At 66.6% G+C, this 23,532-nt stretch carries 14 protein-coding genes, 3 pseudogenes and 1 CRISPR repeat array; of the genes and pseudogenes, 12 read left to right on the forward strand and 5 right to left on the reverse strand.

Annotated features, from left to right (window positions below; translation table 11 throughout):
* Window positions 1-28: 28 nt before the first annotated feature.
* The 5 genes and pseudogenes from BJY14_RS38375 to BJY14_RS38395 all read left to right on the forward strand — a co-directional run bounded on the left by BJY14_RS38375 (window position 29) and on the right by BJY14_RS38395 (window position 6,275).
* Window positions 29-337 (forward strand): hypothetical protein, encoded by a 309-nt coding sequence (locus BJY14_RS38375; RefSeq protein WP_179848077.1) that lies wholly within the window; start codon window positions 29-31, stop codon window positions 335-337.
* A 1,875-nt stretch (window positions 338-2,212) separates the two neighbouring features.
* Complete coding sequence (locus BJY14_RS38380) at window positions 2,213-2,893, forward strand: hypothetical protein (RefSeq protein WP_179848078.1); 681 nt, start codon at window positions 2,213-2,215, stop codon at window positions 2,891-2,893.
* A complete protein-coding gene (locus BJY14_RS38385) occupies window positions 2,886-4,970 on the forward strand; it encodes a hypothetical protein (protein ID WP_179848079.1) in 2,085 nt (694 codons plus the stop codon). Before BJY14_RS38380 ends, BJY14_RS38385 begins: the two co-directional genes overlap by 8 nt.
* 48 nt (window positions 4,971-5,018) lie before the next feature.
* Window positions 5,019-5,396: a hypothetical protein gene (locus tag BJY14_RS38390; protein WP_179848080.1), complete on the forward strand. Its 378-nt coding sequence runs from the start codon at window positions 5,019-5,021 to the stop codon at window positions 5,394-5,396.
* Window positions 5,383-6,275 (forward strand): annotated as a pseudogene (locus tag BJY14_RS38395) (IS5 family transposase). Before BJY14_RS38390 ends, BJY14_RS38395 begins: the two are co-directional and overlap by 14 nt.
* A gap of 665 nt (window positions 6,276-6,940) precedes the next feature.
* Here BJY14_RS38395 and BJY14_RS38400 read toward each other — a convergent pair.
* Both BJY14_RS38400 and BJY14_RS38405 read right to left on the reverse strand, forming a co-directional pair.
* Complete coding sequence (locus BJY14_RS38400; RefSeq protein WP_179848081.1) at window positions 6,941-7,093, reverse strand: hypothetical protein; 153 nt, start codon at window positions 7,091-7,093, stop codon at window positions 6,941-6,943.
* Between the two features lie 473 nt (window positions 7,094-7,566).
* Window positions 7,567-8,365: pseudogene (locus BJY14_RS38405) on the reverse strand (IS5 family transposase).
* 138 nt (window positions 8,366-8,503) lie between these two features.
* Between BJY14_RS38405 and BJY14_RS38410 the strand changes: the two are divergent.
* Both BJY14_RS38410 and BJY14_RS38415 read left to right on the forward strand, forming a co-directional pair.
* Window positions 8,504-8,998: a hypothetical protein gene (locus tag BJY14_RS38410; RefSeq protein WP_179848082.1), complete on the forward strand. Its 495-nt coding sequence runs from the start codon at window positions 8,504-8,506 to the stop codon at window positions 8,996-8,998.
* Between the two features lie 241 nt (window positions 8,999-9,239).
* Window positions 9,240-9,806, forward strand: coding sequence for a DUF2335 domain-containing protein (locus tag BJY14_RS38415; protein ID WP_179848083.1), 567 nt, complete (start codon window positions 9,240-9,242; stop codon window positions 9,804-9,806).
* 1,443 nt (window positions 9,807-11,249) lie between these two features.
* Window positions 11,250-11,643: direct repeats of the CRISPR family, unit length 28 nt; unit sequence CTCGGCCCCGCACGCGCGGGGATGGTCC.
* A gap of 216 nt (window positions 11,644-11,859) precedes the next feature.
* Here BJY14_RS38415 and cas3 read toward each other — a convergent pair.
* Both cas3 and BJY14_RS38425 read right to left on the reverse strand, forming a co-directional pair.
* Window positions 11,860-13,901: pseudogene (gene cas3 / locus BJY14_RS38420) on the reverse strand (CRISPR-associated helicase Cas3'); the annotation flags it as partial.
* Window positions 13,902-14,556: 655 nt separating this feature from the next.
* On the reverse strand, window positions 14,557-14,991 hold the full coding sequence (locus BJY14_RS38425; RefSeq protein ID WP_179848084.1) for a hypothetical protein: 435 nt from the start codon (window positions 14,989-14,991) through the stop codon (window positions 14,557-14,559).
* 849 nt (window positions 14,992-15,840) lie between these two features.
* On the opposite strand from BJY14_RS38425, the gene BJY14_RS38430 reads away from it, so the two are divergent.
* Window positions 15,841-16,002 carry a hypothetical protein gene (locus BJY14_RS38430; protein ID WP_179848085.1) on the forward strand — a complete coding sequence of 54 codons (162 nt, stop codon included), beginning with the start codon at window positions 15,841-15,843 and terminating at the stop codon, window positions 16,000-16,002.
* 1,414 nt (window positions 16,003-17,416) lie between these two features.
* Here BJY14_RS38430 and BJY14_RS38435 read toward each other — a convergent pair.
* Window positions 17,417-17,899 (reverse strand): hypothetical protein, encoded by a 483-nt coding sequence (locus BJY14_RS38435; protein WP_179848086.1) that lies wholly within the window; start codon window positions 17,897-17,899, stop codon window positions 17,417-17,419.
* A 463-nt stretch (window positions 17,900-18,362) separates the two neighbouring features.
* Here BJY14_RS38435 and BJY14_RS47520 point away from each other — a divergent pair, with 463 nt between their 5' ends.
* From BJY14_RS47520 to BJY14_RS38455, 4 genes are read left to right on the forward strand one after another with little or no spacing between them, the layout of a single operon-like run.
* Complete coding sequence (locus tag BJY14_RS47520; RefSeq protein ID WP_179848087.1) at window positions 18,363-19,358, forward strand: helix-turn-helix transcriptional regulator; 996 nt, start codon at window positions 18,363-18,365, stop codon at window positions 19,356-19,358.
* A 26-nt stretch (window positions 19,359-19,384) separates the two neighbouring features.
* Entirely contained in the window at window positions 19,385-21,181 is a 1,797-nt protein-coding gene (locus BJY14_RS38445) for a S9 family peptidase (RefSeq protein WP_179848088.1), read from the forward strand.
* Between the two features lie 8 nt (window positions 21,182-21,189).
* Window positions 21,190-22,494, forward strand: coding sequence for an MFS transporter (locus tag BJY14_RS38450; protein WP_376770027.1), 1,305 nt, complete (start codon window positions 21,190-21,192; stop codon window positions 22,492-22,494).
* A gap of 9 nt (window positions 22,495-22,503) precedes the next feature.
* Window positions 22,504-23,502 (forward strand): helix-turn-helix transcriptional regulator, encoded by a 999-nt coding sequence (locus BJY14_RS38455; protein WP_179848090.1) that lies wholly within the window; start codon window positions 22,504-22,506, stop codon window positions 23,500-23,502.
* Window positions 23,503-23,532: the final 30 nt, after the last annotated feature.

Consider the following 23,532-nt stretch of genomic DNA (forward strand, 5'->3'; position numbering starts at 1 on the left):
CGGGGTCTCAGTCGCGGCGGTGGTCGGGGTGGGCGTCTACTTCAGTGTGGTGGGGCTGGACCGGGCCGACAAGCTGGGCAGCGTGATCGGGGGGCTCGCCACGCTGGTAGGGCTGGCCATGACGCTGTACGGGCTGGTGTCGGGCTCGGGAGGGAACCGACGAGTGTCGCAGAATGCCCGAGCTTCGGGCGGCCGGATCTTGCAGGTGGGTGGGAGCCAGACCAGTTCGACATCAGGTAATGGGGCGGTGGACGAGGTGCGGCAGCGCGGTCGGACACGCAAGGCCGGGGAGATTTCCCAGGTCGGGGGAGATCAGAACCCGTCCGCGCAACCATGATCGGACCGCTGCGTCGACGCGAGGGAGTGTCGCAAAACGCCAAGGTCAAGAACGGCGGTGAGCTCATCCAGATCGCTGGTGACCTGGTCACCCATCTTCATTACCACGAGACGGGCGGGCCGATCGGTCCCTCAAGGGAGGCTGGTGGACGAAGCACTGACACTGCGGTGGGCGGCCAAGATTCTCTGTCCGAGGATCCAGCCGCTGTCCCCGTTGCCGTGGCCGGGAATAGGAAGGCTGGGCTGGGGTCTTCACCAGCCCAGCGGCCACAGACGCCGTCTGAACAACAGCCTCGAGGCCGGGCACGCAAGTGGTGGGTTACTGGCGCGGCGCTGCTGCTGACCGTGGCCTGCGCGGCCGGGGTGACTGCCCAGGCTCGACGCGGTGATGATCAGGCCGGGAAGGGCGCGGCAACGCCGAAGACTCCAGCCGCTGAGCGCACCGCTGGCGTGCCCTGTCGTCCCAGGGGTGGCGCAGTATCGGGGACTGTGGCACCGGGGCGGCCCCCAACCGCGTACGCACCAGGAGGTGCGGGACGCGCCGAGTTAAACATTGAACGGCGTCGTATGCTCCTGACCGACGATCGCCGCGACGGTTGTGCGACTATTCTCGCTGTCACGACCGACCACGGCGATCTCGGTACCTGGGCTAACACTCACAGCGGCCCCCGCAACGGCACCCCTACGCCACCCAAGCTCATCGACATGCCCCGGATAGACACCATCGGCTGGCTCAAATTCCGTGTCTGCCTCGGCGAGGTTATCCAAGGCCGTCCCACCGTAAGGGAGGAGGGCCGCTGCGGACCATGGACCACGGCGGATCTGAAAGCGGCCGGACGCTGAAATCCGGGACGGTGCCGGTGTGCCAGCCGATAATCTCCCTGCCGGCCTCTAGCCAAGAATGCCCTGGTCGGCGAGGTAGCGGTGCAGAGAAGCCTGGGGGATGCCGGTCCTGGCGGCGATTTGGCCCGAGTGATTTGCCCTGGTCTTTTAGCAGCCGGGCATATTCGATCTTGTCTTCGGGGTGGACGATGGGGCCGGCCGACCTGGCGGGCGGCGGCGCGGGCGTGGGCGGCGTTCGGCGTTGAAGGTGCGTGCCATTGCTGTGCGGGATCTTGTTCGTCCGGGGTGCTGACGAAACCCTTTGATCAGCGGCAACGTGAGGGCCCCGCTCCACCGGATTCCAGGCCAAGCAAGATCATCTTCCACCTTTCTCAGGTCTGGTGAGAGGCACACGTTGATCAGCGCACGACCGCCCGGAGATGAACATCGCCAGTTCCGGCACCTTCCAGCGTCGGCCGATGTCCTCCCGAACCCGCTACAACTGGGTGCTGGACTTCCACCCCACACTGGCTGGCTCGCTGGCAAGGTCGCCAACCTCGGCAGTGATGGGCGCACCAGCTACCAACCGATCGACCAGGCCTCCTCGGCAAGGTTCAGTACAACTACAGCCTCGACCGGACCAAACTCCTGGGCTTCGATCGCGGCAAGCTATGGCGGGCCAGCGACAACATCGCCTGGAACAACTGGACCGACCACAAGAAGGATCCGCAGCCGCGCAAGGTCGAGACCGATCCGGTGCTGCACGCCGGGTGCGCCAGGACCTGCGGCGTGGACGCACGCCACGGCAGACCGCCGGGCGGTTGCGCCTGCAGGCCGGTCGCGACAGCGTGAGTGTGGCGCGTTGCCGCCGACGGCGCGACCGCCAGCCACGAGGCGATCTACACCTAAACCTATGCCCTTGCCCAGGGTCGAGCTGGGCTGCCACGGCATCATGCTGCCGTCCGGGCAGACCCGGCGACATCGCCGCACCAACTTTCATATTGGCGCGCTGGGAACTGTGGATCACCTGCACCGCAGGGGTTACGTTGTGTGAGTGTCTACGGACAATGAGAGTGATCGATTTTCCGATGCGATCCGGCTGCTGCTACTCATTGCGGCTGTGGCCGATCCTGTCGGGGAGCCTGTCGGGCCTGATGTCCCGACAAACGCGGTGGCTGTCCTGCACGCTGAGAGCCGTCTGCAGAAGCTCGACTTCTGGCTGAGAAACCCCGACTATCTCGCCGATGAGCTGCTGAACGACTACGAGCGCAGCGGCGAGACGATCCTGCTGGACCTCGCGGGCCGGATCCTAGATTCCGACGAGCCCGAGGTGTGCGCGATCCCGATGCTGCGCTATTTGTTCGGGGCGTTTGAGTATCTGGACCAGGCGTTGAGTGTGCTGGCCGCCCCGCGCCTGGTGGTAGTCCGGCAGCGCCGCAGCCAAACCCGTGTCATCCAAGACAGCTACTACCTAACCGGCAAAGGCCGTCAGATCGCAGATCAGGCCACCGCTCAGTTCCCCGAACTGGCCTGGTACACCGAACGGGCGCTCCTGGTGCGCGCCTTGGCCGAGGCGACCGGCCACACGGCGCTCGCGCTGCGGCGTCGCCAGTATCTGCAGCGTGACTATGCCCAGACGCCGCTGGGGGAGATCATTCCATCGATCGCCGACCGAACGCGCGAGCGGCTGACCGTGATACGCGAAGCGACCTCGCAGGGAGCCGTCCATGAGTGAGGAGCTGGCCATTCCGTCGGAGAGCGAGTTGCACCGGCGGATCACCACCAGGCTCGGCGACGCCGACCCTGAGGAGGTCGCCGCGATCCTCACCGCGCACGGCCTCGATCTGACAGCGCCGTTGCCTGCCCGCCGCGAACTGGTCGTGCATCGCCTGTACTGCGAGGGCGTGAAGAGCACCGGGACCGCCGCCAAGGACGGCCCGTTCACCCTGGACATTCCGTTGGGGCCAGGGCCGTGGGCGATCGCAAGCGAGATCAACTCCGCGGGGAAGTCGAGCGTCCTGTGGGCCTTGAGTTTCGCGCTGCGAGGCGAAGGTTTCGCGGCCTTCCGGCGCCCCGAGACGGTGGGCTGGTTCCACTATGTGCGCGCCGACGTCGAGGTCGGCGGAGTGGCGGCGTCGGTTCGGCTCACCTTCGAACGGCCCGGCCGCCCGCACGCGCGCCTTCTGAGCGCTGACGCTCTGCCTGCTCTGCTGGCCCTTGAGGGCCGCGGCGAGGAGGGGCCCGGTGTGCGCACGGTGTCGGAGGCCGAACCGCCGGAGGTCGAGGCGCTGATCGGCCGTTTCATGATGGACCGGCTCGGCCTGCGCCCGATCTCGGTGTGGACGGCTGAACCCGGCGCGCCGAAGGGCGAGGATGGGCAGCGCGACAGCACCGAGCAGGTGCATGGGTGGCCGAGCTTCTTCTACGCGCTGGCGCTGAACTCGGCCAATGACACGATCCTTCTGGGACCCACGACGGTCGGACAGCTACCGGTGCGGCTCATGCAGCTGTTCCTGGACGTCCCCTACGCCTCAGAGCTGACGCGCCTGGTCACCGCACGCAAAGCGGAACTCCAGGAGGAGAGCAGAGTCGCGCGACGCGCCGATGAAGACGCCCGAGCCCGCCAGCAGAAGGTCGAGCCGCTGCGCGCCGCGCTGGCCGACGCTCAGCAGCGGCTTCGCGACCTGCGGGACGCACAGCCGGACATCACCGCGTTGCTGCAAGCCGTGGAACGCGCGGCCGCGCAGGTCGTCGCCTGCCAGGATGCCCATCAGGTCGCGGCCGGTCAGCTTGAGGCCGCCCGCAAGAACAGACTGGCCGACCAGCGGGCGGCCCGGCGCGCCCGGCAGAGCAGCGCCGCGCGGCTACTCCTGGGGGCCCTGGACCCCGAGGCATGCCCTCGCTGCGACCACGACATCGATGACGCCCGCCGGGCCATTGAGGACACCGAGCACCGATGCTCCGTCTGCGCCAACCCTCTGCCAGACGAACCTAACGACCCGGAGGCGGCGCAAGAGGCCCTGACCCGCATAGACGACCGTCTGGCCGCCTCCCAGGCCGCCGAGACCCGCTTCAAGGCTGCGGCGGACCAGGCTGCCCGGACACTCGAGGGTGCCCGCACAGCCTATGAGGATGCGGCCGCGGCTCTGGCTGCGGCGCGGTCCGGTGAGGCGTTCACCCTGCTGGAACAGACCCAGCAGGAGGTGTTCACGTTGCAGGGCGCGCTCACCCTGGCGGCTGGCGAGACCACCGGTGCGCTTCCCGCACTGGCCGCAGCCTTGTCCGAGCCCATTGCGCAGCCGACCGGACCGCACCCGCTCAATGACGAGCGAGTCCTGGCCGTGGCCACCGAGGTCGTCAAAGAGGTCGTTGACGCCCATAGCCGGGCCCTGTTCACCGAACTCAACGGCGAGATCCTTGCCATCGCCCAAGCATTGGGCGTGACCAATCTCGGCAGCGTCAACCTCAACCTGGCCGGCCACCTGAACGCCATCAAGTCCGGCGCCAAGCACCCTTATTCGTCTTTCAGCCCCGTCGACCGGCTCCGGATGAGGATTGCCGCCGTCGTCGGGATGGTCCGGGTCGGACGCCGTCGAGGCATCGTCTCCCATCCCGGGCTCCTGCTCATCGACGCCCCCACCGCCGACGAAGTCGTCCCCGAAACCGCGCATCAGGTCTTGCAGACCCTCTACGACACCGGCAACGACATCCCCGGGATACAGATGATCATTACGTCGACCGAGAGCGCCGTCTGGGACATCTTCCCCGAGGACCGTATCGTGACGGGCGTTGACGGTCGCGAACTGTTCTAGGCCCAGTTGGCGTCAGGCCCGGCGGGGGAGAGGGACAGCATGCACCCCATGGACGAGCGCATCACCGCGTGGGCACACAGCGTCCCAGCCGGTGCCCGCCGTGACGGGCCGAGCCTGGCCGACCTGGGAGGCAAGGACGAGGTCCTGGCCGCCGACGCGTACTTCTTCGACGGGCCCTTCCTTGATCACCTCGTCTCGGCCGTCGCCCACCAGATGGAGCACGAAGTAGAAAACGGGGAGGGAGACGACGCGGATCTCCACGAGCTCGTCATCGCCGGCCTGGCGGCTACGACCCGGCACGTGGCGTTCGCCGGGGCCGTCGATGCCCTCACCCGCCACCCCGCTCTGGCACGCGCCCTAGGGCCTGTTTTGCGGATCTGGATCTTTGGTTTGTGGCTTGATGGTGGCCATGGTGCGGCGACATGAGTTGACCGATGCGGCGTGGGCGCGGATTGAGCCGTTGCTGCCGGTGGCTTCGGGGCCTGGTGGGCGGTGGCGTGACCACCGGCAGGTGATCAACGGGATCTTGTGGAAGGTCCGGACCGGCGCGGACTGGCGGGACGTGCCCGAACGCTACGGGCCCTGGCAGACGCTCTACCAGCGGTTCCGCCGCTGGAGTAGGGACGGGACCTGGGAGCGGCTGCTGGCGCACGTCCAGGTCCACGATGACGCGATCGGGGTGGTGGACTGGTCGGCGGTGTGCGTGGACTCCACCATCGTGCGCGCCCACCAGCACGCCGCCGGCGCCCGCAAAAAGGGGAACGGCCGGGGACGAACCCGGCATCACCGGCCGGCGGGCAGGAATTCGGGCAGGCGCTCGGGCGATCCCGCGGCGGACTGACCACCAAGATCCACCTGGCCTGCGACGGGCGCGGCCTGCCGCTGGCCTTCACCCTCACCGCCGGCAACATCAACGACTGCACCCGGCTGATCGAGGTCGTCGAAGCCATCGCCATCCCTCGGACCGGGCCGGGCCGACCGCGCACCCGGCCCGGGCACCTGATCGCCGACAAGGGCTACTCCACCCGCATCATCCGCGACTAACTGCGCCGGCGGCGCATCCCGCACACCATCCCCGAACGCAGCGACCAGCTCGCCGCCCGCGCCCGCCGCGGACACCGCCGCTGCGGCTTCGACCGGGACCGCTACCGCCGCCGCAACGTCGTCGAACGCTGCTTCAACCAGCTCAAACGCTTCCGCGGCCTGGCCACCCGCTACGACAAACTCGCCGCCCACTACCGCGCCATCGTCACCATCGCCAGCCTCATCCTCTGGCTCAACCACGATCCACAAAACAGGCCCTAGGCCGCCGCAACCGACAGGCAGATCGAGCCCAATGATTGGGTCCCGATGGCTCGCCGTCCTCAGCGCCGGGGTTGGTGCGCGTCCCGAACCGGGCCAATCCGGCGGATCGGGACGTGCTGCCGGCCTATCGGAGGTAGCGTCCACCCGCGTCCCCTTGATCGTGGGACGGTGCAACCCCCGAGCCGTCTCTACGCGAACGCCCGCTCTTCCCTCGGGGAGGGCGGGCGTTTCGTCGTCTGAATATTCAGATGTTTTCGGACGATGCGGCGCCTAATCTGACCGCAGATGAAAGGCCCCGCGCTCGCGGGGATGGTTCTGGGGCGTGCAGCGCCTCGCCGAGCTCGACAACGTTGGCCCCGCACATGCGGGGATGGTTCGATCAAGGGCGTCGATACGGTGACGCTTTACAAGTCGGCCCTGCGTATGCGGGGATGGTCCCGAGATCAGCGGTCCCCGGTGACCCAGGGGGCAGTGAGCTCCGGGCTCGGGGGGATGGTTCCGCGACGAGATGGCCGACTTCCTCGACCGTCTCGTTGGCTCCGCACACGTGGAGATGGTCCGCCATGTGCCAGGCTCGCTTCCCGGCGGGGGATGTCGGCCCCGCTCCGGCGGGGATGAACAGCGACGCGAAGCGGCTCCCGCCCCCACGGGACACTGTTGGCGAATCAGGCGGCCAGCACCGCGAAGTGTGAAGTGCGGGCTGGGGCGAGCTGCACGCCAAGCAGCCAGGCGTCGATCCGCGTGAGGTTCCGCAGCGCTTGCACGGTGGTCAGCGCCGGGTAGGTGTGGCTGCCCGTGCCGCCGCTGGTGACGAGCAAACGGAACGAACTGCCCGAGGCGCATGGCCGATCTCGGCCGTGGTTGCCTGTTAGGGCCAGCGGCGTTCCGGTTCGGGTCCGGCAGCGCTTCCTCTTTCCGGGTCGCGCGGGCCCGTCCTACGCCGATCAGTCATCCAGCAATCCCCGGGTAGCGCCGGCCTCCACGAGCAGCCGCCGCCGCACGATGCGCCGCTGGTTGGTCCGCTGGCGCCGTACCGAGCAGCAGACCGGCGACCTTGGCCAGCACGTCGCGCATAGCACCGGAGTCGGCTGATGCACGGAGCCGGGTCGCGTCGCCGGGCGGACGGTTGCGATCTCCCGCACCTCCGCGACCGCTGCAGCGCGGGCCTTGCCGGCCAGCGGGTGCTGGCCTGCGAGGCGCGATGCGGCTCCCTGCAGGCGAGCGGCGATGATCCGATCAGGGCTCCCCATCACCCAAGGATCTAGAACCCACATTCGACTAAGACGTCATCTCATTTGGCGAGTCGGCGGTGGCAGATGAGGGTGGCGGCGATGGCGACGAAGGCCAGGAAGTGCTCGGGTTTGCGTTCGTAGCGGCGGTGCAGTCGGCGGCAGCCGCTCAGCCAGGACACCGTCCGTTCCAGCACCCAGCGGTGCCGCCCGAGCCGGTCGCAGGGCTCGATGCCACGGCGCGCGATGCGCGGGGTGATGGCCCCGCCTGCGTAGCCAGCGCCGCAGGTCGGCGTAGTCGTAGCCCTTGTCGCCGTGCAGCTTTGCGGGGCGGTGCCGGCGCGGCCCTCGCCGGGAGCGGATCGGCGCGATGCCCCGCACCAGCGGCTCCAGCGCGAGCTCGCCCCTGGGTGTTGGCCGCTGAGATTCCGACAGACAGCGGCAGTCCGGCACGATCGGTCAGCAGATGGATCTTCGACCCACGTTTGCCGCGGTCGATCTGATTCGGGCCTGTCAGCTCCCCCCTTTGCTCGCACGGACGCTGACAGAGTCGATCGCGCACCGCGACCAGTCCAGCTCGCCGCGCCCGCCCAACTCCTCCAGCACCAGCCGGTGCAGCTTGGCCCACACCCGCGCGGCACTCCACTCGGTGAAGCGCCGCTGCGCCGTAGGACCCGACGGCCCGAACACCGACGGCAACTGCTGCCACGTACAACCAGAGGTGGCCACGAAGATGATCGCCGCCAGCACCTCACGATCCCCGTACCGGCACCGACCACCGCCCTGCGGCCTCGTCGAAGCGGGCGGCACCACCCGCTGGAACAACTCCCACAACTCCTCAGGCACCAGCCACTCGACCATCTCCACGGCCGCAGACCACCGACACCCACCCAAATGAAATGATGTCTAAGGGTGGCCGTGGCGGCACCGTGACAACTCCCACATACCCTCGAACGTCCCAGAATCATGCACGGCCTACCCAGCCAGCCTCCGCCCCCCATGCCCGGCCCCCAGCCGCCCCGCCGCCCGCCGCGGCGCGGCTGGCTCATCGCCGCCAGCGCCGGCGTCCTCCTCGTCCTCCTGATCGCCGCGCTCGCAGCCGTCACCGGCGACGACGACCAAGCGCCCGCCGCGGCCAAATCGAGCCCGGCCGCGAAGCCATCTCCCTCGAGCTCAAGAGAGACGTGGGAGTACCTTCCCGCCGAGCAGCGCAAGGCGTTCCTCGCCTACCTCCACCAGCTCGACCCCGGCCTCACGCCGGAGTCCACCGGCGCGCGGCCGCGGCCACTGCGCCGCGCGGTGAGCGTGTGCTGGGACATCTACGACGGGAAGCCGGTCGCGACCGTCCTGCACAACAGCACCTACCGCTACAACGGCGGAATGGCGAGCGTGCCTGAGGGGTCGGAGAAGGCACGGAAGATCCTCGCCGCGGTGAAGCGGTGGGTCTGCTCGTCGAAGGAACTGCGAGCGGTGTACGACGCGCGGCACCCGTGATCCTCCCGCCCTCCTAGACCGTTGGCACCTTTCACCTCCCTGAACCCTCGCCGACGCTCAGGTCGCACGGAGTGAATTGCGCCACTTGTCCGACTTAACGCTGTCGGTGACGTTCAGCGGTTTCTTTAGGTTGACGCACGGCCAGACTCGGACAGATCTCATACCGAAGGTCGCATTTCCGTGACAACATTGTCATGCCTACGTCAATCTGCTTCTCGCGGTAAGCGAAGCGGAGGTACTTTTGACGCATGGCGACGACACCACAGCCCCCAAGGACGAGCAACCGCCCGTCGCCCCTGAGCATCGGTTTCGCCAGTCTCAGTCTGGATCCGTCGCCCCGCCTACGCAGGGTGAGGCTGGGGCAGAGGGAACCGGTAACGGAAGCCTGGAGAAGCGTCGGCAGGACGCTAGCCGAAGCGATGGGCTCCTTGTCGGAAACGATTCGTCGCTCGGGGCAGTCGAGGAACAGCAGTTACTGAACGAGATCCAGATCAGCCTCCAAAACGACTGGTCCGGCCCGCTCCCCCCACCTGCGGCCCTCCAGCAGTACGAGATGGTCCTGGCCGGCGCCGCAGACCGTATCCTGTGCATGGCCGAGACCGGGGCGACGGGCACGAGCAAGAGAGAGGACAAACTCGCTGAGGCGGAGATCGAACGGGCCAAACAGGGGCAGGCCATAGCGTTCACGCTCACTCTGCTCTCGTTCATCGCGAGCATCGTCTTCTTTCTGTTCAAACAGTCGATCCCGGGCATGGCGTTCATTTCTTTCCCGGTTCTCATGATGATCAAGGCGTTCCTTGGTCGATAACGCAACAATGCCCGCTATTTCGAAGGAGGCAAAGCATTCGGCTGCTTGCGCCGGATTACTGGGCACCGCGTCCAACGCAGCCGTCGCTGGTCCAAGTCAGTGCCGTCGTTGACGACGTGCACCCCCCGGGCAGCCCACGGTCAGTGGACGCGGAGCAGGACCGGCCAGGTCTGCGGGCCGATCACGCCGTCCAGCGCCCTTTGCTCTCGCCCTCCGTGCGTGAGGTCGCCCAGTAAGCGTCGTTACCGTCCAGGAACACCTGGAGGTTGGACGTCTTAACGGCCCAGTTCTATGGAAGAGGTCGTGACGGAGTCCCAGTACTTCTACGGGCAACGCGACGACTTCGAGCGGGCCGCCTACCTCGGTGGCATCGTGGAGCGTGCGGCGGCCTGGCACGGGAGGGGAACGCGCCGAGCAGGCCGGGCAAGCCCGGCAGGGCGGCCGCGCATAGACCGGGGTGGCGCCGCCGACCAGTCCCCAGGGCGGCACCACCCCGCCAGACGCGTGCCGGGCCGCGGGCCGCTGCGTTATCCCCAGCCCAAGTAACTGCGGCCTGCGCACGCAAGAAGCGGCCCCCCGCCTCCTCGTGCAGAGGGGGCGGGGGCCGCTTCGCGTCGCTGTTCATCTCCGCCGGAGCGGGGCCGACATCCCCCGCCGGGAAGCGAGCCTGGCACATGGCGGACCATCTCCACCTGTGCGGGGCCAACGGGACGGTCGAGGAAGTCGGCCATCTAGTGGCGGAACCATCCCCCGAGCGCGGGGCTCACTGCACCCTGGGTTACCGGGGGCCGCTGATCTCGGGACCATCCCCCGCATGCACGGGGCCGACCGTGTGGATCATCAGCGAGGCGGCGCGGATGCCGAACCACCCCCGCGAGCGCGGGGCCAACAAGGCGCGGAGCTGCGCGGGCGTGGCCGGCCTCGAACCATCTCCGCGGGTGCGGGGCCGCCCCATGCAGCCGGTCCGCGCCTGGGTGGCTGCGGACCGGCACCGCTTACGCGGGGCCGACCGCTTGGCCGGACCATCCCGCGCACGCGGGGCCAACCGGACGCTTCCGAAGCCCCTCATGATCGACGCCGAACCGTCCCCACGTATGCGGGGCCGACACGATCCGACAGCACCTCGCCACCATCTCCAGCGAACCATCTCCGCGTGTGCGGGGCCGACCAGCTCCTCGCCAAGCCGCCGCTTACGCATCGTGGACTATCCCCGCGTGTGCGGGGCCGACTCGAACCCTGTCACCCGGCTCGGTGTCGAGTGGGGACCATCCCCGCGGGTGCGGGGCCGACTCCGACATCTCCTCCGGGGTGGAAGCGAACACAGGGCCATCCCCGCGGATGCGGGGCCGACTCGCGGTGGATCTCCAGCGCGGTCGTCGCCGACGGGCCATCCCCGCGCGGGGATGGTCCCCGTGCAGGTATTCAAGAAGGCAGAAAAGGCGGCTCGGCCCCGCACGCGCGGGGATGGTCCAGGTCTCGGCGTACCTGCGCCACCTGGTCGGGCCTCGGCCCCGCACGCGCGGGGATGGTCCCCGCCGGCGCTCGTCCGGCGCGGCCCGGTGGTACTCGGCCCCGCACGCGCGGGGATGGTCCTGCCCTCCATCTCCTGATCGGTCATGAGCCACGCTCGGCCCCGCACGCGCGGGGATGGTCCGAACCGCGCCCCGTACTTCTCCGCCGCCATCGCCTCGGCCCCGCACGCGCGGGGATGGTCCCGCTACACACGCGCCCACGCAATGGCTGCCCTCCTCGGCCCCGCACGCGCGGTGATGGTCCGCCACCCGACTTGCGCTGGGTCACACCCCAGCACTCGGCCCCGCACGCGCGGGGATGGTCCGCACGACGCGTCCGAGGCGCTCGGCAAATACGGCTCCAGCACCGCGGCGGACCGCAGCAACGCGTGCAAACGATAGACACGCTGTGACCCCTTGACCGGCTCGGCAGGCACCGCCTCCCAATCTGTGCCCGTGACCAGACACCGGGGCACGCGCACACCTGCCGGTCGCTCACCGCGTACGTGCCGATGCAGCCGACCCATCCGCTGCAACAGCAGGTCGCTCGGGCACAGGTCCGTGACCAGGAGATCGAAATCGATGTCCAATGACTGCTCGGCGACCTGGCTGGCCACCACGATGTGCTTCACCGGACGCCCGCCCGCGCTGTCCTCCGGCGGTCCGAACCGCCTCAACAGGTCGGCGTCCTTCCGTGCCCGGTCCAAGTCCACGAAACGGGCGTGGGCCACGGTGACCTCGTCCACCCCGAACCGGCTCCGCAGGAACTGCGCGGTCTTCAGCACCCGCCCCACCGTGTTGCGGACGACCAACGCGCATCCGCCGTCGGTGAGGTCGTGTTCCAGCCGGTCGGCCAGCTCGGAGAGATCGTCGCCCAGACGCTCCATATGCACATCGGTACGTCGCCCCGACGGTGCCACCGTCTCGACCAACGGCTCAGCTCCGCGTTCGACCGCCGTCAGCAGCGGATAGCCCTGGGCTGACCGCACGCCCGACATATCGTGGCCGCTCTGCCCGGCGTACGCCTCGGCCAGCTCGCAACGCCGCCCCGATGGCAACGTCGCCGACAGCACCACCACAGGAACCCCGTAAGCGCCCAGCCAAGACAGCACCCGGTCCAGATACGAGCTCATGTAGGTGTCGTACGCGTGGGCCTCGTCGATGATCACGACCTTGCCCGCCAGCGCCAGATGCCGCAGCGCCAGATGCCTGCTCTTCAACCCCATGAACAACAACTGGTCGACCGTCCCGACCACGAACGACGACAGCATCGCCTTCTTACGGCCATGCAGCCACTGATGGGCCACCAGCTCAGCCGACCGCGCGAGGCGATCGTCCCGCGCCCGCCACTCGCCGTCCTCGCCATCGAGCTCGACCCCGACGACCCGCCGTCCCGCCCGCACGATCTCACCGAAGTCGTCGTTAAGCGCCGCCTTCGAGTGCGCCAGCATCACCGACCGCGGCCCCGCCCCCTCCGCGTCCGGGACTCGCCGCAGCCACCGCAACAACCGAGGAAACATCGCATTGCCCGTGGCCATCGTCGGCAACGCCACGAACACCCCGCCCGCCCCAGAACGCGCCGCGAACACCTCGGCGACAGCCAGCGCCGCCTCTGTCTTCCCCTCACCCATCGGGGCCTCGATCACCATCAGCCCCGGCCCGGACATCCGCCGCGCCACCTCCACACTCCGCGCCTGGACAGGACGAACGCTGGCCCCTACCGGCAAAGTGAAGCGCGAGGAGAAGAACTCGTCCGCGGCCATGACCGGCTCTACCGGCCGCCACGGCGCCGGAAGGGCAAGCCCCTCCCACGCCGCCTTGACGCGCTCCTCGTCGCTCGGAGCCCCGCCGTCGAAAAAGTGCGGAAAGAGGTCGGAATTACTGGCGATCCAATCAGCGACAATGACCAACCCGGTCAACACCACCTGCGCCGACTGCGACAGCTTCACCTGCCGCCACTCGGACAGCCGGTCATCGACACCGCACATCTCCGCGCAAGCGTCCAAGATCTCCTTCTGAACGCTCCGCCAAACCGACTCACAGCCCGGCGTCCACAAGAGATCAGGATGCACGTTCAATTCGCGTATACCGCTGAACGTCGGCGGCACTCCATGGTGCCCACCGGCAATGATCGTGAACGGCAGCGTCGCCGATCGAGACCAGCCACGCCCGATCAACCATTCCTGCAGGAGTGCCTGACCAGCCAGGCCATGCGGCGCGAGCCGTCGATCGTTCAGCCGCTTGGGCGTGGGCATGTCCAGCCCCGCCCTGCGCATCCGGTCGGCCAGTGACTCTACCTGGCAAGCGAATGCCGGCGTCGCCTTACCAATGTCATGAGTTGTCGCCAACCACACCGCTAGCCGACGAGCATCTTCAATACCCCAGGAAGCTGATCGGCCACTATCATGCGGCACTGACGAGGCACCCACAGATCCCACAACAAACCCGCGACGGCACCGCTATCGGCGAGATGGCGCCACAAGGGCAGCCACCCGTCCGTTCTGCGATCATGCTTAGCCCAAACCGACCTGGCTGCCTCTGACAGCCGCCCACGAAGCCATGCGCCGCCCGTCTCCCCGAACATAGGACTGATCTAGCACAAGCAAGCTGCGCGGTCCTGCCGGTACGAAGTAGTACGGCCACAAAGGGCCACCACAAGGCGACGGACGCAACCCCGCATGCGCGCCGACGCCGGCGGGATCCCATCGTCCGCCTCGTCAGCGCGGTTCTGATGAAGCCGACCTACGAGTGGACCGAGGTCCGCCACTGGCCAAAGCCCGCCTGTGCATCATCGAAGGCCCGGCATCCGTGCTGAGATCGACAACCGAGAACCCAGGTCCGCAAGCCCACCGCCTGGTACCGACACATCACCTTGGCCATGGTCGCCCACGCCCACCCGGCCTTCTTGGCCGCCGGTCCACCTCCAGACCCACGCGTTGACCGCGCCGACGGGGCTGCCGATCTCGCCACACAGGGGCCCCTCCACCAGGGACGATCGCATTTCAACAGTGCGGAGGGGGACGAAGCTCGATGAGCTGGCCCCGCTCCCCGTCAACGAGATCCGCCGCTTACACGCCCAACTCCACCAGCCCCGGCATCCATCCCGACATCGAATCCGCTGGTCACGCTGGCGACGCCACCCACCAAGGACGCGCCCGCCGTTGCCTACTACCCTCGACAACAACGCCTCATCGATCACCAAATGCGGCTGGAGTACTAACCGGTCCCCAATGCTCCAGTCAGTTGATACTGAGACCGCCGTGCACGTCCCGGAGTTGTACGACCTTCTCGGCCGTCCCAGTGAAGACGTTGATAACGCCCTCGTCGTTTGCAGTTGCCTCCAGCCGGGCCTGCTGGAGGTGGCTGTTGACCTTGTCGAGGAGGTCGGGGTCCTCCTCCATGGCGTGCTGGAAGGCCGCCTCGAGATCGTCAGCGAATCCAGGGTCCTCCTCGACTGCGCGGCGCAGAGCCTCTGCCAGCAGAGCGACTCGTCCGCCGTCGTCGGGGGCGGAGACGGCGCTGCTCAGCACCTCCTCGTCGGCAGGCCGTCCGCGGAAACGGTCGCGCACCTTGCGGCCGAACACGACGATGCCGTCCTTGACGGGCTGGCCGGTAAGTTCTACCGCCTTGCCAGCCGCCGCGGCGGCGATCGCCAGGGTCAATGGATCTGTCATCGATCACTCCTGAACACGAGGGACAGTCGATCGCCGCGCAGCCGGGGGATCAGCGCCTTGCTCTCCGATGAACATGGATCAAAGAACAGTACACCGTGCGTCCCCGCAATGCGTCAGGAATTCGGTCTGTTCCGACGTGAAGGATCTGGGTCGGCACACCGTTTCGCTCATATAACATAACATCTGCGATGCGCGTGCAGCGTCGGTAGGCGACCTTGGCTCGACTGGCTGGCAACTTTCGGTCACGTTGTCGAAAGTAGCCACGCGATCTTGATTGTTGTGTTATCCCCTTCTGGGGTAGATAGGTCGGACGAGGTGGATGGGGCAGCGTGACTGATCTCGGTGCGAAAGTCGGAGAGGCGGCGTCCAAAAACGAGGCGTCGGGTGATGCAAGGAATCTCACCCAAATAGGCAGCGTGCATGGAAACGTGAACTTAAACTCCCGAATGCCGAACAATGCGAAATGGGTTCGTATATTTGCGCTTATTTCGGCGGCTATTATAATTTCGGGTTTCGGGTTTTTGCTTCGGGGCGAGGAGGGGCGCGTGGCTTCCACTAGGCAGCCTGGCGCGGCCCCCGCCCAGTGGATCGCCGGTCATCCCCACGCCGTCGACCGCTCAGCCGACGGCGTCGGTTAGGAAGTCATCGGCCTCCCGCCAGCCCGAGCTGCCCGCCGTATCGCCCTCACCTGCGCCCACACGCCCATCGGGAGCGCAGAGCACACCACCGACCGTTCCGTCGGAACCGCCGATCAGTCAGTTGACGACGGGGTGCCACTGGAAGGTCGTCGGCGCCCCCGCCAGGGGCACCGTCGGCGTCTATGAGGACCCAACCAGGACAAGCCACCGCGTGACCGGCAAGCCCAACGGCAAAATCGTCGGTGACTACTGCACCACCGTTCGCAACGCCGCGGAGAACATCACGTTCATAGCTGTCAAGACCGACTCAGCCGCCAACGGCATTGGCTGGATGAACACCAAGGTCCTCACTCCCACCACCCAAACAGGCTGACCTCTCACCGGTGGGGTTCGCTTGACACAGCGGCCGACTCCCGCCCCAGGCCCGAACGAAGCCGCCTAAACAGCCGGGTTGCTACTCGAACGCGAGCCCGGCCACGCAGTGCGTAACACGTTCGGGGCCGCGGTCTATGCGCCAATTGGTACCGGGCGTCTTCGAGAGACCTGTAGCCGCCGGAGTCTGCAACCATTGGATGAACCCGAACATGAGCCCGAGCGTGCGGCGTGCCGAATACTGCGTCACCAGCTTCGAGTTGCAGGTTCGGTGGACGTGATCGACGGCCCGACGGGCACGTCCTGGGTCCGATTTTTTTGCAGAAACAGGATTCACGCGGAGATCAACTTTTGCAGCACTCCAGTGGATTTGGCCAGGTCCTTTGGGTGGTCTCCCCGGGATACGTGCCACTCGTGGAAAGCAGGCACCGCAGCGCCGCGGCCGGAGCGCCGCGCGATCTTGCCGGGGGAGTAAGGCTCAGTACGGGGGAGGCACCGATCTTCGTGAAACATGGCGTGGGCGGTTGTTGCGCGGGGTGATCGCGGCGTTCTAGTCGCCGAGGTGGAACGCGGAATGTCCGACCGCGGAGCGTAATAGGCTGGCCCTCGACGGATACGCACCCCTCGGCCAGACGACGCCTGGCCGAGGGGTCGGCAGCGGGAGCCTTTCCCGTTACTGCGCCTAAGCGATCTGATCGAGCATCTGAGGCAAGCTCGGCTCAGGCCGCCGACGCTGGATCGCGACAGGGCTGGTCGCCCGGATCCAGGACACGCCGACCTTGCTCGTGAGGGCCTCGGCATTGAGGGAACGGCCGTGTGCGACTGGACTGATGACGACACCGTCCAGCGGATCCCTGAGGCCTGCGATCAGGAAGCTGGCCCTGCTACGGGTGGAGCGAGTCGTGTCCGCGCAGCTCGGTTCGCGAAGCCCGGACAGACTGCCGAGAGGACTGCGGGAGACCTCTGTGTCCCCGCTCGGGGCGGTGAGCGAGCCTCTGTGGAATCGCTGGCTACTCGTCCCGTAAGGGACGTGTGAGGTGCGTGCCAGAGCGTTCATGGAATCCTCCGATCGTTTGCTGACGAGCCACAATGAAACCTTGGGAATTCAGGTTGTTAAATGAGGAGAACGTTCGCTGGGCACAACTGACCAGCAGTGCGATGCGGCTGCTGAGCGCTGAGGGCACCGCAGGGGATCCTGGCCCAAGGGTGTAGGCCTGGGGTGTTGCTGCTGGCTACTTGTACTGATTGGTAAGGAACACTCGCTGGCAGGCGGGTCCTGTAAGGAGAGGTTGGCTACCTATCACCCATCCAAAGATGGAAGGCAGGTGAACGCGGCGCCGCACGATGATCCCGGCTGGCCTCCCCGTCCCCGGAGCGGAGACAGCCATGTGGGGTACCCATGCTGGTCGCCGTCCTCAAGTAGGAGGACGTTCGCCTGGCGTCTCTTGATCACCGGATCCACTGTTTGCCCAGCTGAGGGTTCGGAGTCTGGCGACTGCCTGATCTCGGGTGAGGAGATCCAGGTTGTGGCAGGGCGGGTGCTGGGGGCCGTCGGTGGTGATGAAGTGAGTGGGGCCGTACGGCCAGGGTCCGTTCAACAGCGCGATGAGGTCTGTCGAAGGTTGATTTTCGAGTGTCTGGTGGACGACGTCAGCGTCGTCCCCTGGTGTCGCCAGCCAGAGCACTGGCGGTTGCTCCACCATGCCTGCGGCAGTGGTGGCGGAAGCCCTGCTCTCAAGGTGCTCGATCGCGTCTTCGAGGGTGTCGGTGATGTGCACGACGGGTGCCAGGTGTATCGGAACTGGGATGGAGGTGGCGCCGAGTAGGCGCTCCAGGTCGGGACGGGCGATGACGACATCGCATCCCTCTGCGCCACGGGCCAGGGTGTCGACCAGCACGGTCCGAAGCAGACGCTGGGCGCCAGGGCCGATGACGCCGGCTCCCTGAGGGTGGCTGAAGGCTCGGGCCAAGAAGGGGTCAGGGGCAGATTCACCGCACGCGCACTGGTTCAGTCCCGGTGTGGTGAGGCGGATGAGCCACTGGATCATGGGTGAGTGGGTGGCCTTGCGTAGACGGTTCATTCTCGCTCCGGTCGATCGGCGGCGGGGCAACTTGATCAAACCGGGTTCTGCCAGCTCACAGGCCTGATTGAAACGCCTCATGTTGGTAAGTGACCAGGGTTCGGCGGCCCGATTTAGGGGTGCTGGTCTCTGGGAGACCGCCTTTGGCGGCAGCTCTGGGCAGTCCCAGCCGTGGTGGCGGGGCTGTCGGTGGTCACTTTGCTCGTTGACGCCAAACGCTCATCGGCCAGCTTGTAACGCTATTCACTCGTGTCGATACTCTCTGTCATGGGAGGTGTGAGTGAGTACTGAGCTCGAACAGATGGCCACCAGGCTGTTGAAGGGAATCGTCGCCGATGAGCTGCTCGTCCCTTACGGCCAACTGCTCAGCTCGGATGGGTGTCTGCCCTCCGAAGCCGCTGAGGTGCTCGGCGGCTCGCAAGTCGTCGAGGCGTTGAAGGAAACCGGGCTGGCCTACGTCATGCCGCTGGGGATGGCGGTTCCTGCGCGGCTCGTCGCCACCGCGCCGGACCTGGCCCTCCAAGGGGCGCTTGCCGCGCTTTCTCGCAAGCTGGTCGATGACCAGCAACGGCTGCTGGACGGTCAGCGGCGCATGGTCGACATGCACCCCTTTCCCGGCGTGATGGAAGGCCAGGCCGATCAACTGGTGCGGATCCTCACCGACCGCACCGAGATCACAGACACCTCGCGCTCACTGCTGGGAACCGCACGACGGCACTGGTTGACCTTGGAGAACTTCGCCATGGAACGGCCGCTGGAGGAACTGGCTGGAATGCCTCCCCTTCCCGCGTTCGAAGGAAACGTTTTGAGCCGGACCATCTACCAGGCGTCCTGTGCCGAACACCCCGTCGGCGCCAAGATCATCCGAATGCACGCTGAGGCCGGTGAAGAGGCCAGGATCCTGCCCGAGATCGGCATGAAGATGAAGCTGGCCGACGAGGCGGTGGCGCTGCTGCCGCTGACTCCGACCGGATTGCCCGGTGCCCTGCTGATCAAGTCACCGGTCATCGTCGCCGCCTTGCGTGAGTACTTCGAACTGCTGTGGCAGCGCGCGGTTCCGCTGGGACAGGCCGAGCCCCAGTTGCCTCTCAAGCCGATCCAGATGTCGATCCTGCGGATGCTGGCGCAGGGGATGACCGACGACGGGATCTCGCGGCGGATCGGGCTGAAGACCAGCAGTGTGCGGCGCCACGTCAGCGCGATCAGCAAAGAGCTCGGCACCACCAGCCGTGTCGCTATGGGCGCTGCAGCCGCCCGCCGCGGCTGGGTCAAATAACACGATGCGTCTGGAGCACATCAGCGATGCCCGACTACCTGGACTTCGTCCCCACCGAGCGCTTCCGCGGGCAAGTGGCCCTGTCCTCGGATGCCGAGACCGTGGCCTACTGCAGTAACGCCGGAGGGTCTTTCGACGTATGGACGATTCCGACCGTCGGCGGGGCACCGCGCCGGCTGACCCGGCTCGAAGGCCAGGCGGCGTGCCAGCTCGCATGGTGGCCGGATGACAAGGGCCTGGTCTTCACTGCCGACCGCAACGGCGATGAGCAGTACCGCATCTACCGCATCGGTACTGATGGTGAGGAGCTCACTGAGATCAGCGCCGGTCCGGACTGTCAGCGAGTCTTGGCGGATATCCCATTCGGCGCGGAGGGCCGGTATCTCCTCTTCGCGGCCAACGACCGTGACCGCACTGTGCAGGACATTCTCGTCCGGGACCTGTCGGACGACACTGAACGCCGGATCGTTCCTCCGGACGGGGTCAACTTCACCCCTGCCAGCATGTCGCCTGACGGCCGGTGGCTGCTGGCGGCCGGCGTTCGGTCTAACACTGACGTCGCCATCTATCTCATCGACCTCACCGATCCCGACCTCGACGCCGTGTGCGTTACCGCTGAGCATGGGAGTGGCTACTTCGCCCCGGGACCGTGGACACTGGACTCGACCGCCTTCTACCTGTCCACCGACGTGTGGGGTGAGTTCACCGCCATTGGCCGGTACGCCCTGGGCGAGGCCTCGATGGAACGCATTACCAACGACGACTGGGACGTCGAGCACATCGAAGCCGTCGGCGAGATGCTCGTCTGGTCCCTCAACCATGGAGGACGTTCCGTGCTGCGCGCCACGCGGAACGGAACAGAACTGACGCTCGCGGGCCTCCCGCAGGGAGTCATCGACGCGATCGCACTCAGCCCGGACGGGGAACAGATCGTCCTGGAGATCGACACTCCGAGACGACCCAGCGAGCTCGGGGTCCTCGACCCGGCGGGTGGGTTCCGGTATCTCACCGACACCCGGCCACCCGCAGTTCAGGTGATCGATCCAGTCGAGCCCGACCTGATCACCTACTCGTCCTCCGGCGGACGCCGCATACACGCTCTGCTCTACCGGCCGAGCACCTCAGGCCCGCATCCGGTCGTGCTCTCGGTCCACGGCGGTCCAGAAGCCCAGGAACGTCCCGAGTACGCCTATGCCGGCCTCTACCAGTACCTCCTTCATGAGGGCGTCGCGGTGCTGGCACCCAACATCGCCGGCTCCACGGGTTACGGCCTCACCCACCAAAAGCTCATATACCGCGACTGGGGCGGGATCGATCTGGTCGACCTCGATCACGCGGTTCGCCACCTGACCACGCTTCCCGGCATTGACGTCGACCGCATCGCCGTCATGGGGGGCTCCTACGGAGGTTTCGCCGCCTTGTCCTGCCTGTCTCGGTTGCCCTATCGATGGGCGGCCGGGGTGTCGTTCTGCGGCCCCTCCAACCTGGTCACTCTCGCTCGGGCCTGCCCGCCCACCTGGCGGCCCACCGTCGACGCTGTTCTGGGCAATCCCGACACCGACATCGAACACCTCACCCGCCGGTCGCCGATCACCTACGCCGACGCCATCACCGCACCACTGCTGGTCCTCCAGGGCGCCCATGATCCGCGCGTTCCGCAGGACGAGTCCGACCAGATCGTCACCAGGCTTCGAGCACGCGGCATCGACGTGCGCTACGACATCTATCCCGATGAGGGCCATGGATTCAGCAACCGCACCAACGAGATCAAGGCCTACGGAGACATCGCCCAGTTCCTCCTCACACACCTGATGAGAAAGTAGAAGGCTCAGTGTCGGGATTCCTATCGCCACTCACCTTGTTCCGAGACCCGTCCGTGGCGCCCCTGTTCATCTCCCGCATCGTCTCCAGCGCGAGCGTCGGGTTCGGACAACTCGCCCTGGCCTGGGGCGTCATGGATCTGGGCTATGGCGCGCGAGGCCTGTCGTTAGTCATGGCCTGCAACGCGTTCCCAGCCCTGCTCATCATCTGCGGCGGAGTCGCGGGGGACCGCTTCCGCCGGCACTACGTCCTCATGGGAGCCGAGACGTTGGCCTGCCTTTCCTGGCTGGCGATCGGCGCCGCGCTTTTCACCGGTAGAGCGCCCCTGGCGCTGCTGTGTGTGCTGGCCGCCGTCGGCGGCGTCGCGACCGCACTGTTCCTGCCCACGCTCCGCGGCATCATCGCCGACCTCCTCGACTCACCGAACCGGCCGGCCGGCAATGCGCTGATCAACCAGACCCAGTCGATAGGCCTGCTCATCGGGCTCGTCTCGTCCGGGGCCATGGTCACTGCGGTCGGCCCAGCATGGTCTGCCTCGATGCGAGGTGTCCTGTGCGGGCTCAGCGTCGTACTGCTCAGCCGCCTAGCGACTTCTCGTCCCAGCGAACCCGGCACAGGACCCCTGCGAGACCTACGGAACGGATGGCGCGAGTTCGGAGCACGCCCATGGGTGTGGATCATGACCTTGCAGTACACGGCGATCACCACTGCGGTGGTCTGCTACACCAAGATCGCCGGTCCGCTCTACGCCACCGACGGGCATGGCGGCGCTTGGTCTTGGGGAATCATCAGTGCCTGCGAACCTCTCGGGGCCGTGATGGGTGCGTTGGTCGGCGCCCGCTGGCGTCCCGGCTGGCCCATGTCGGCGGCCGCGCTACTGCCCGTGTCCGTCGCGTTTCCCATGCTCCTCATGGGAAGCGGAGCCCCCTGGCCGTTGATCGCCGCAGCAGCAGTCGTGCCCGGAGTACTCCAAGCCGTTTACTACGTCCTGTGGGCGACTGCTCTACAGGAGCGGATAGCGCTGGACGTACTAGTCCGTGTCAACAGCTGGAACATGGTTGCCAGCTACCTTCTCATGCCACTGATCATGCTGGTGTCCGGACGATTGGCGACCATTCTAGGTGCCGAGGCGCTCGCGTTCTGGTCGGGGACGACGGCGATCATAGCAACCCTATACGCGCTGATCTGGCTCCGATTTATCGCTTGGCGGGAGAATCCTTCGGAGATCGAAACAAAAAGGCTATGGCGTAAGCAAACCAGCTCTGCTTCCAGCGAAGAAGCGGGTTCAGATATCGGCTCAAACACTCAACCTTAGGCATGCTTCATGCGCTCTCTCGAAGAGAAGACCGTTCGACTGCTTGGCGGAGTCGTTGAAGCGCAGACTCTTCGTCTGTATATCCGACTCCTCGTCGCAGACGGCTGTCCGGTGGATGAGGCCGCGGACCTCCTCGGAGGCGCAGAAGAGGTAGAGACCTTGCTCCAGGCCGGAATGGCACAGGTCTGCGAACCGGCAGTCGACTTGCCGACTCGCCTGGTGCCCGTTCCGATGGACGTGGTCCTGCAGCACACGCTCGTCGGTCTCGCTCGGAAGGCGCTGGCCGACTATGAAAGGCTTCTGGGCGGTTACCAGCGCATGTGTGCCCTCGCTTCTTCCACACGCGAAGAGCCGGACACGTCGGTTGGGCAGTTGGCACAGCTCATCACCGACGCCGATGAAGTCAGCAGACTGACCAGCACGCTCCTAGGCTCAGTCCAGCGCGAATGGTTGACCCTGAGCAACCACGCGCCGGCAGAACCAATGGATGGAGCCGGTATCACTGCGACTCCCTCTCCAGTTGGTCGCGGTGCTCGATGTAGAGCCATCTACGACGGCGATCTCCTGGCGGAGACAGTCGCGCGCGACAAGATGGAATCGATAGCCGAGACCGGCATCGAAGTTCGGATCCTTCCACGTATTCGCATGAGTCTGGGGCTCGCCGACGAGGGGGTTGCGCTCCTTCCCCTCACCTCCTCCGAAACGGCCGGTGTGCTGCTCGTTCAGTCCTCGGTGATCGTGGGCGCCCTCTGGGAGTACTTCGAGCTACTCTGGGAGAGGGCAATTCCATACGGGGGAAGTGGGGCCAACAGAAAAGGTTTACCGGAGATCCACATAAAAATCTTGCGCCTTCTGGTCCAGGGGTTGTCAGACGACGCCATCGCGCAACAGGTGAATCTGAGCCTGACCACGGTCCGTCGCCACATCAAGGCACTTCGAGAGAATCTCGACATCAGAACACGTTTCCAGCTCGGCGTGATCGCCGTCCAGCACGGCCTGGTGGACTGACCTGGTTAATTTCGAGGCAAGACCCTGCGG

It is taken from the genome of Actinomadura luteofluorescens (genome assembly GCF_013409365.1).
GTDB classification, from domain to species: Bacteria; Actinomycetota; Actinomycetes; order Streptosporangiales; family Streptosporangiaceae; genus Spirillospora; species Spirillospora luteofluorescens.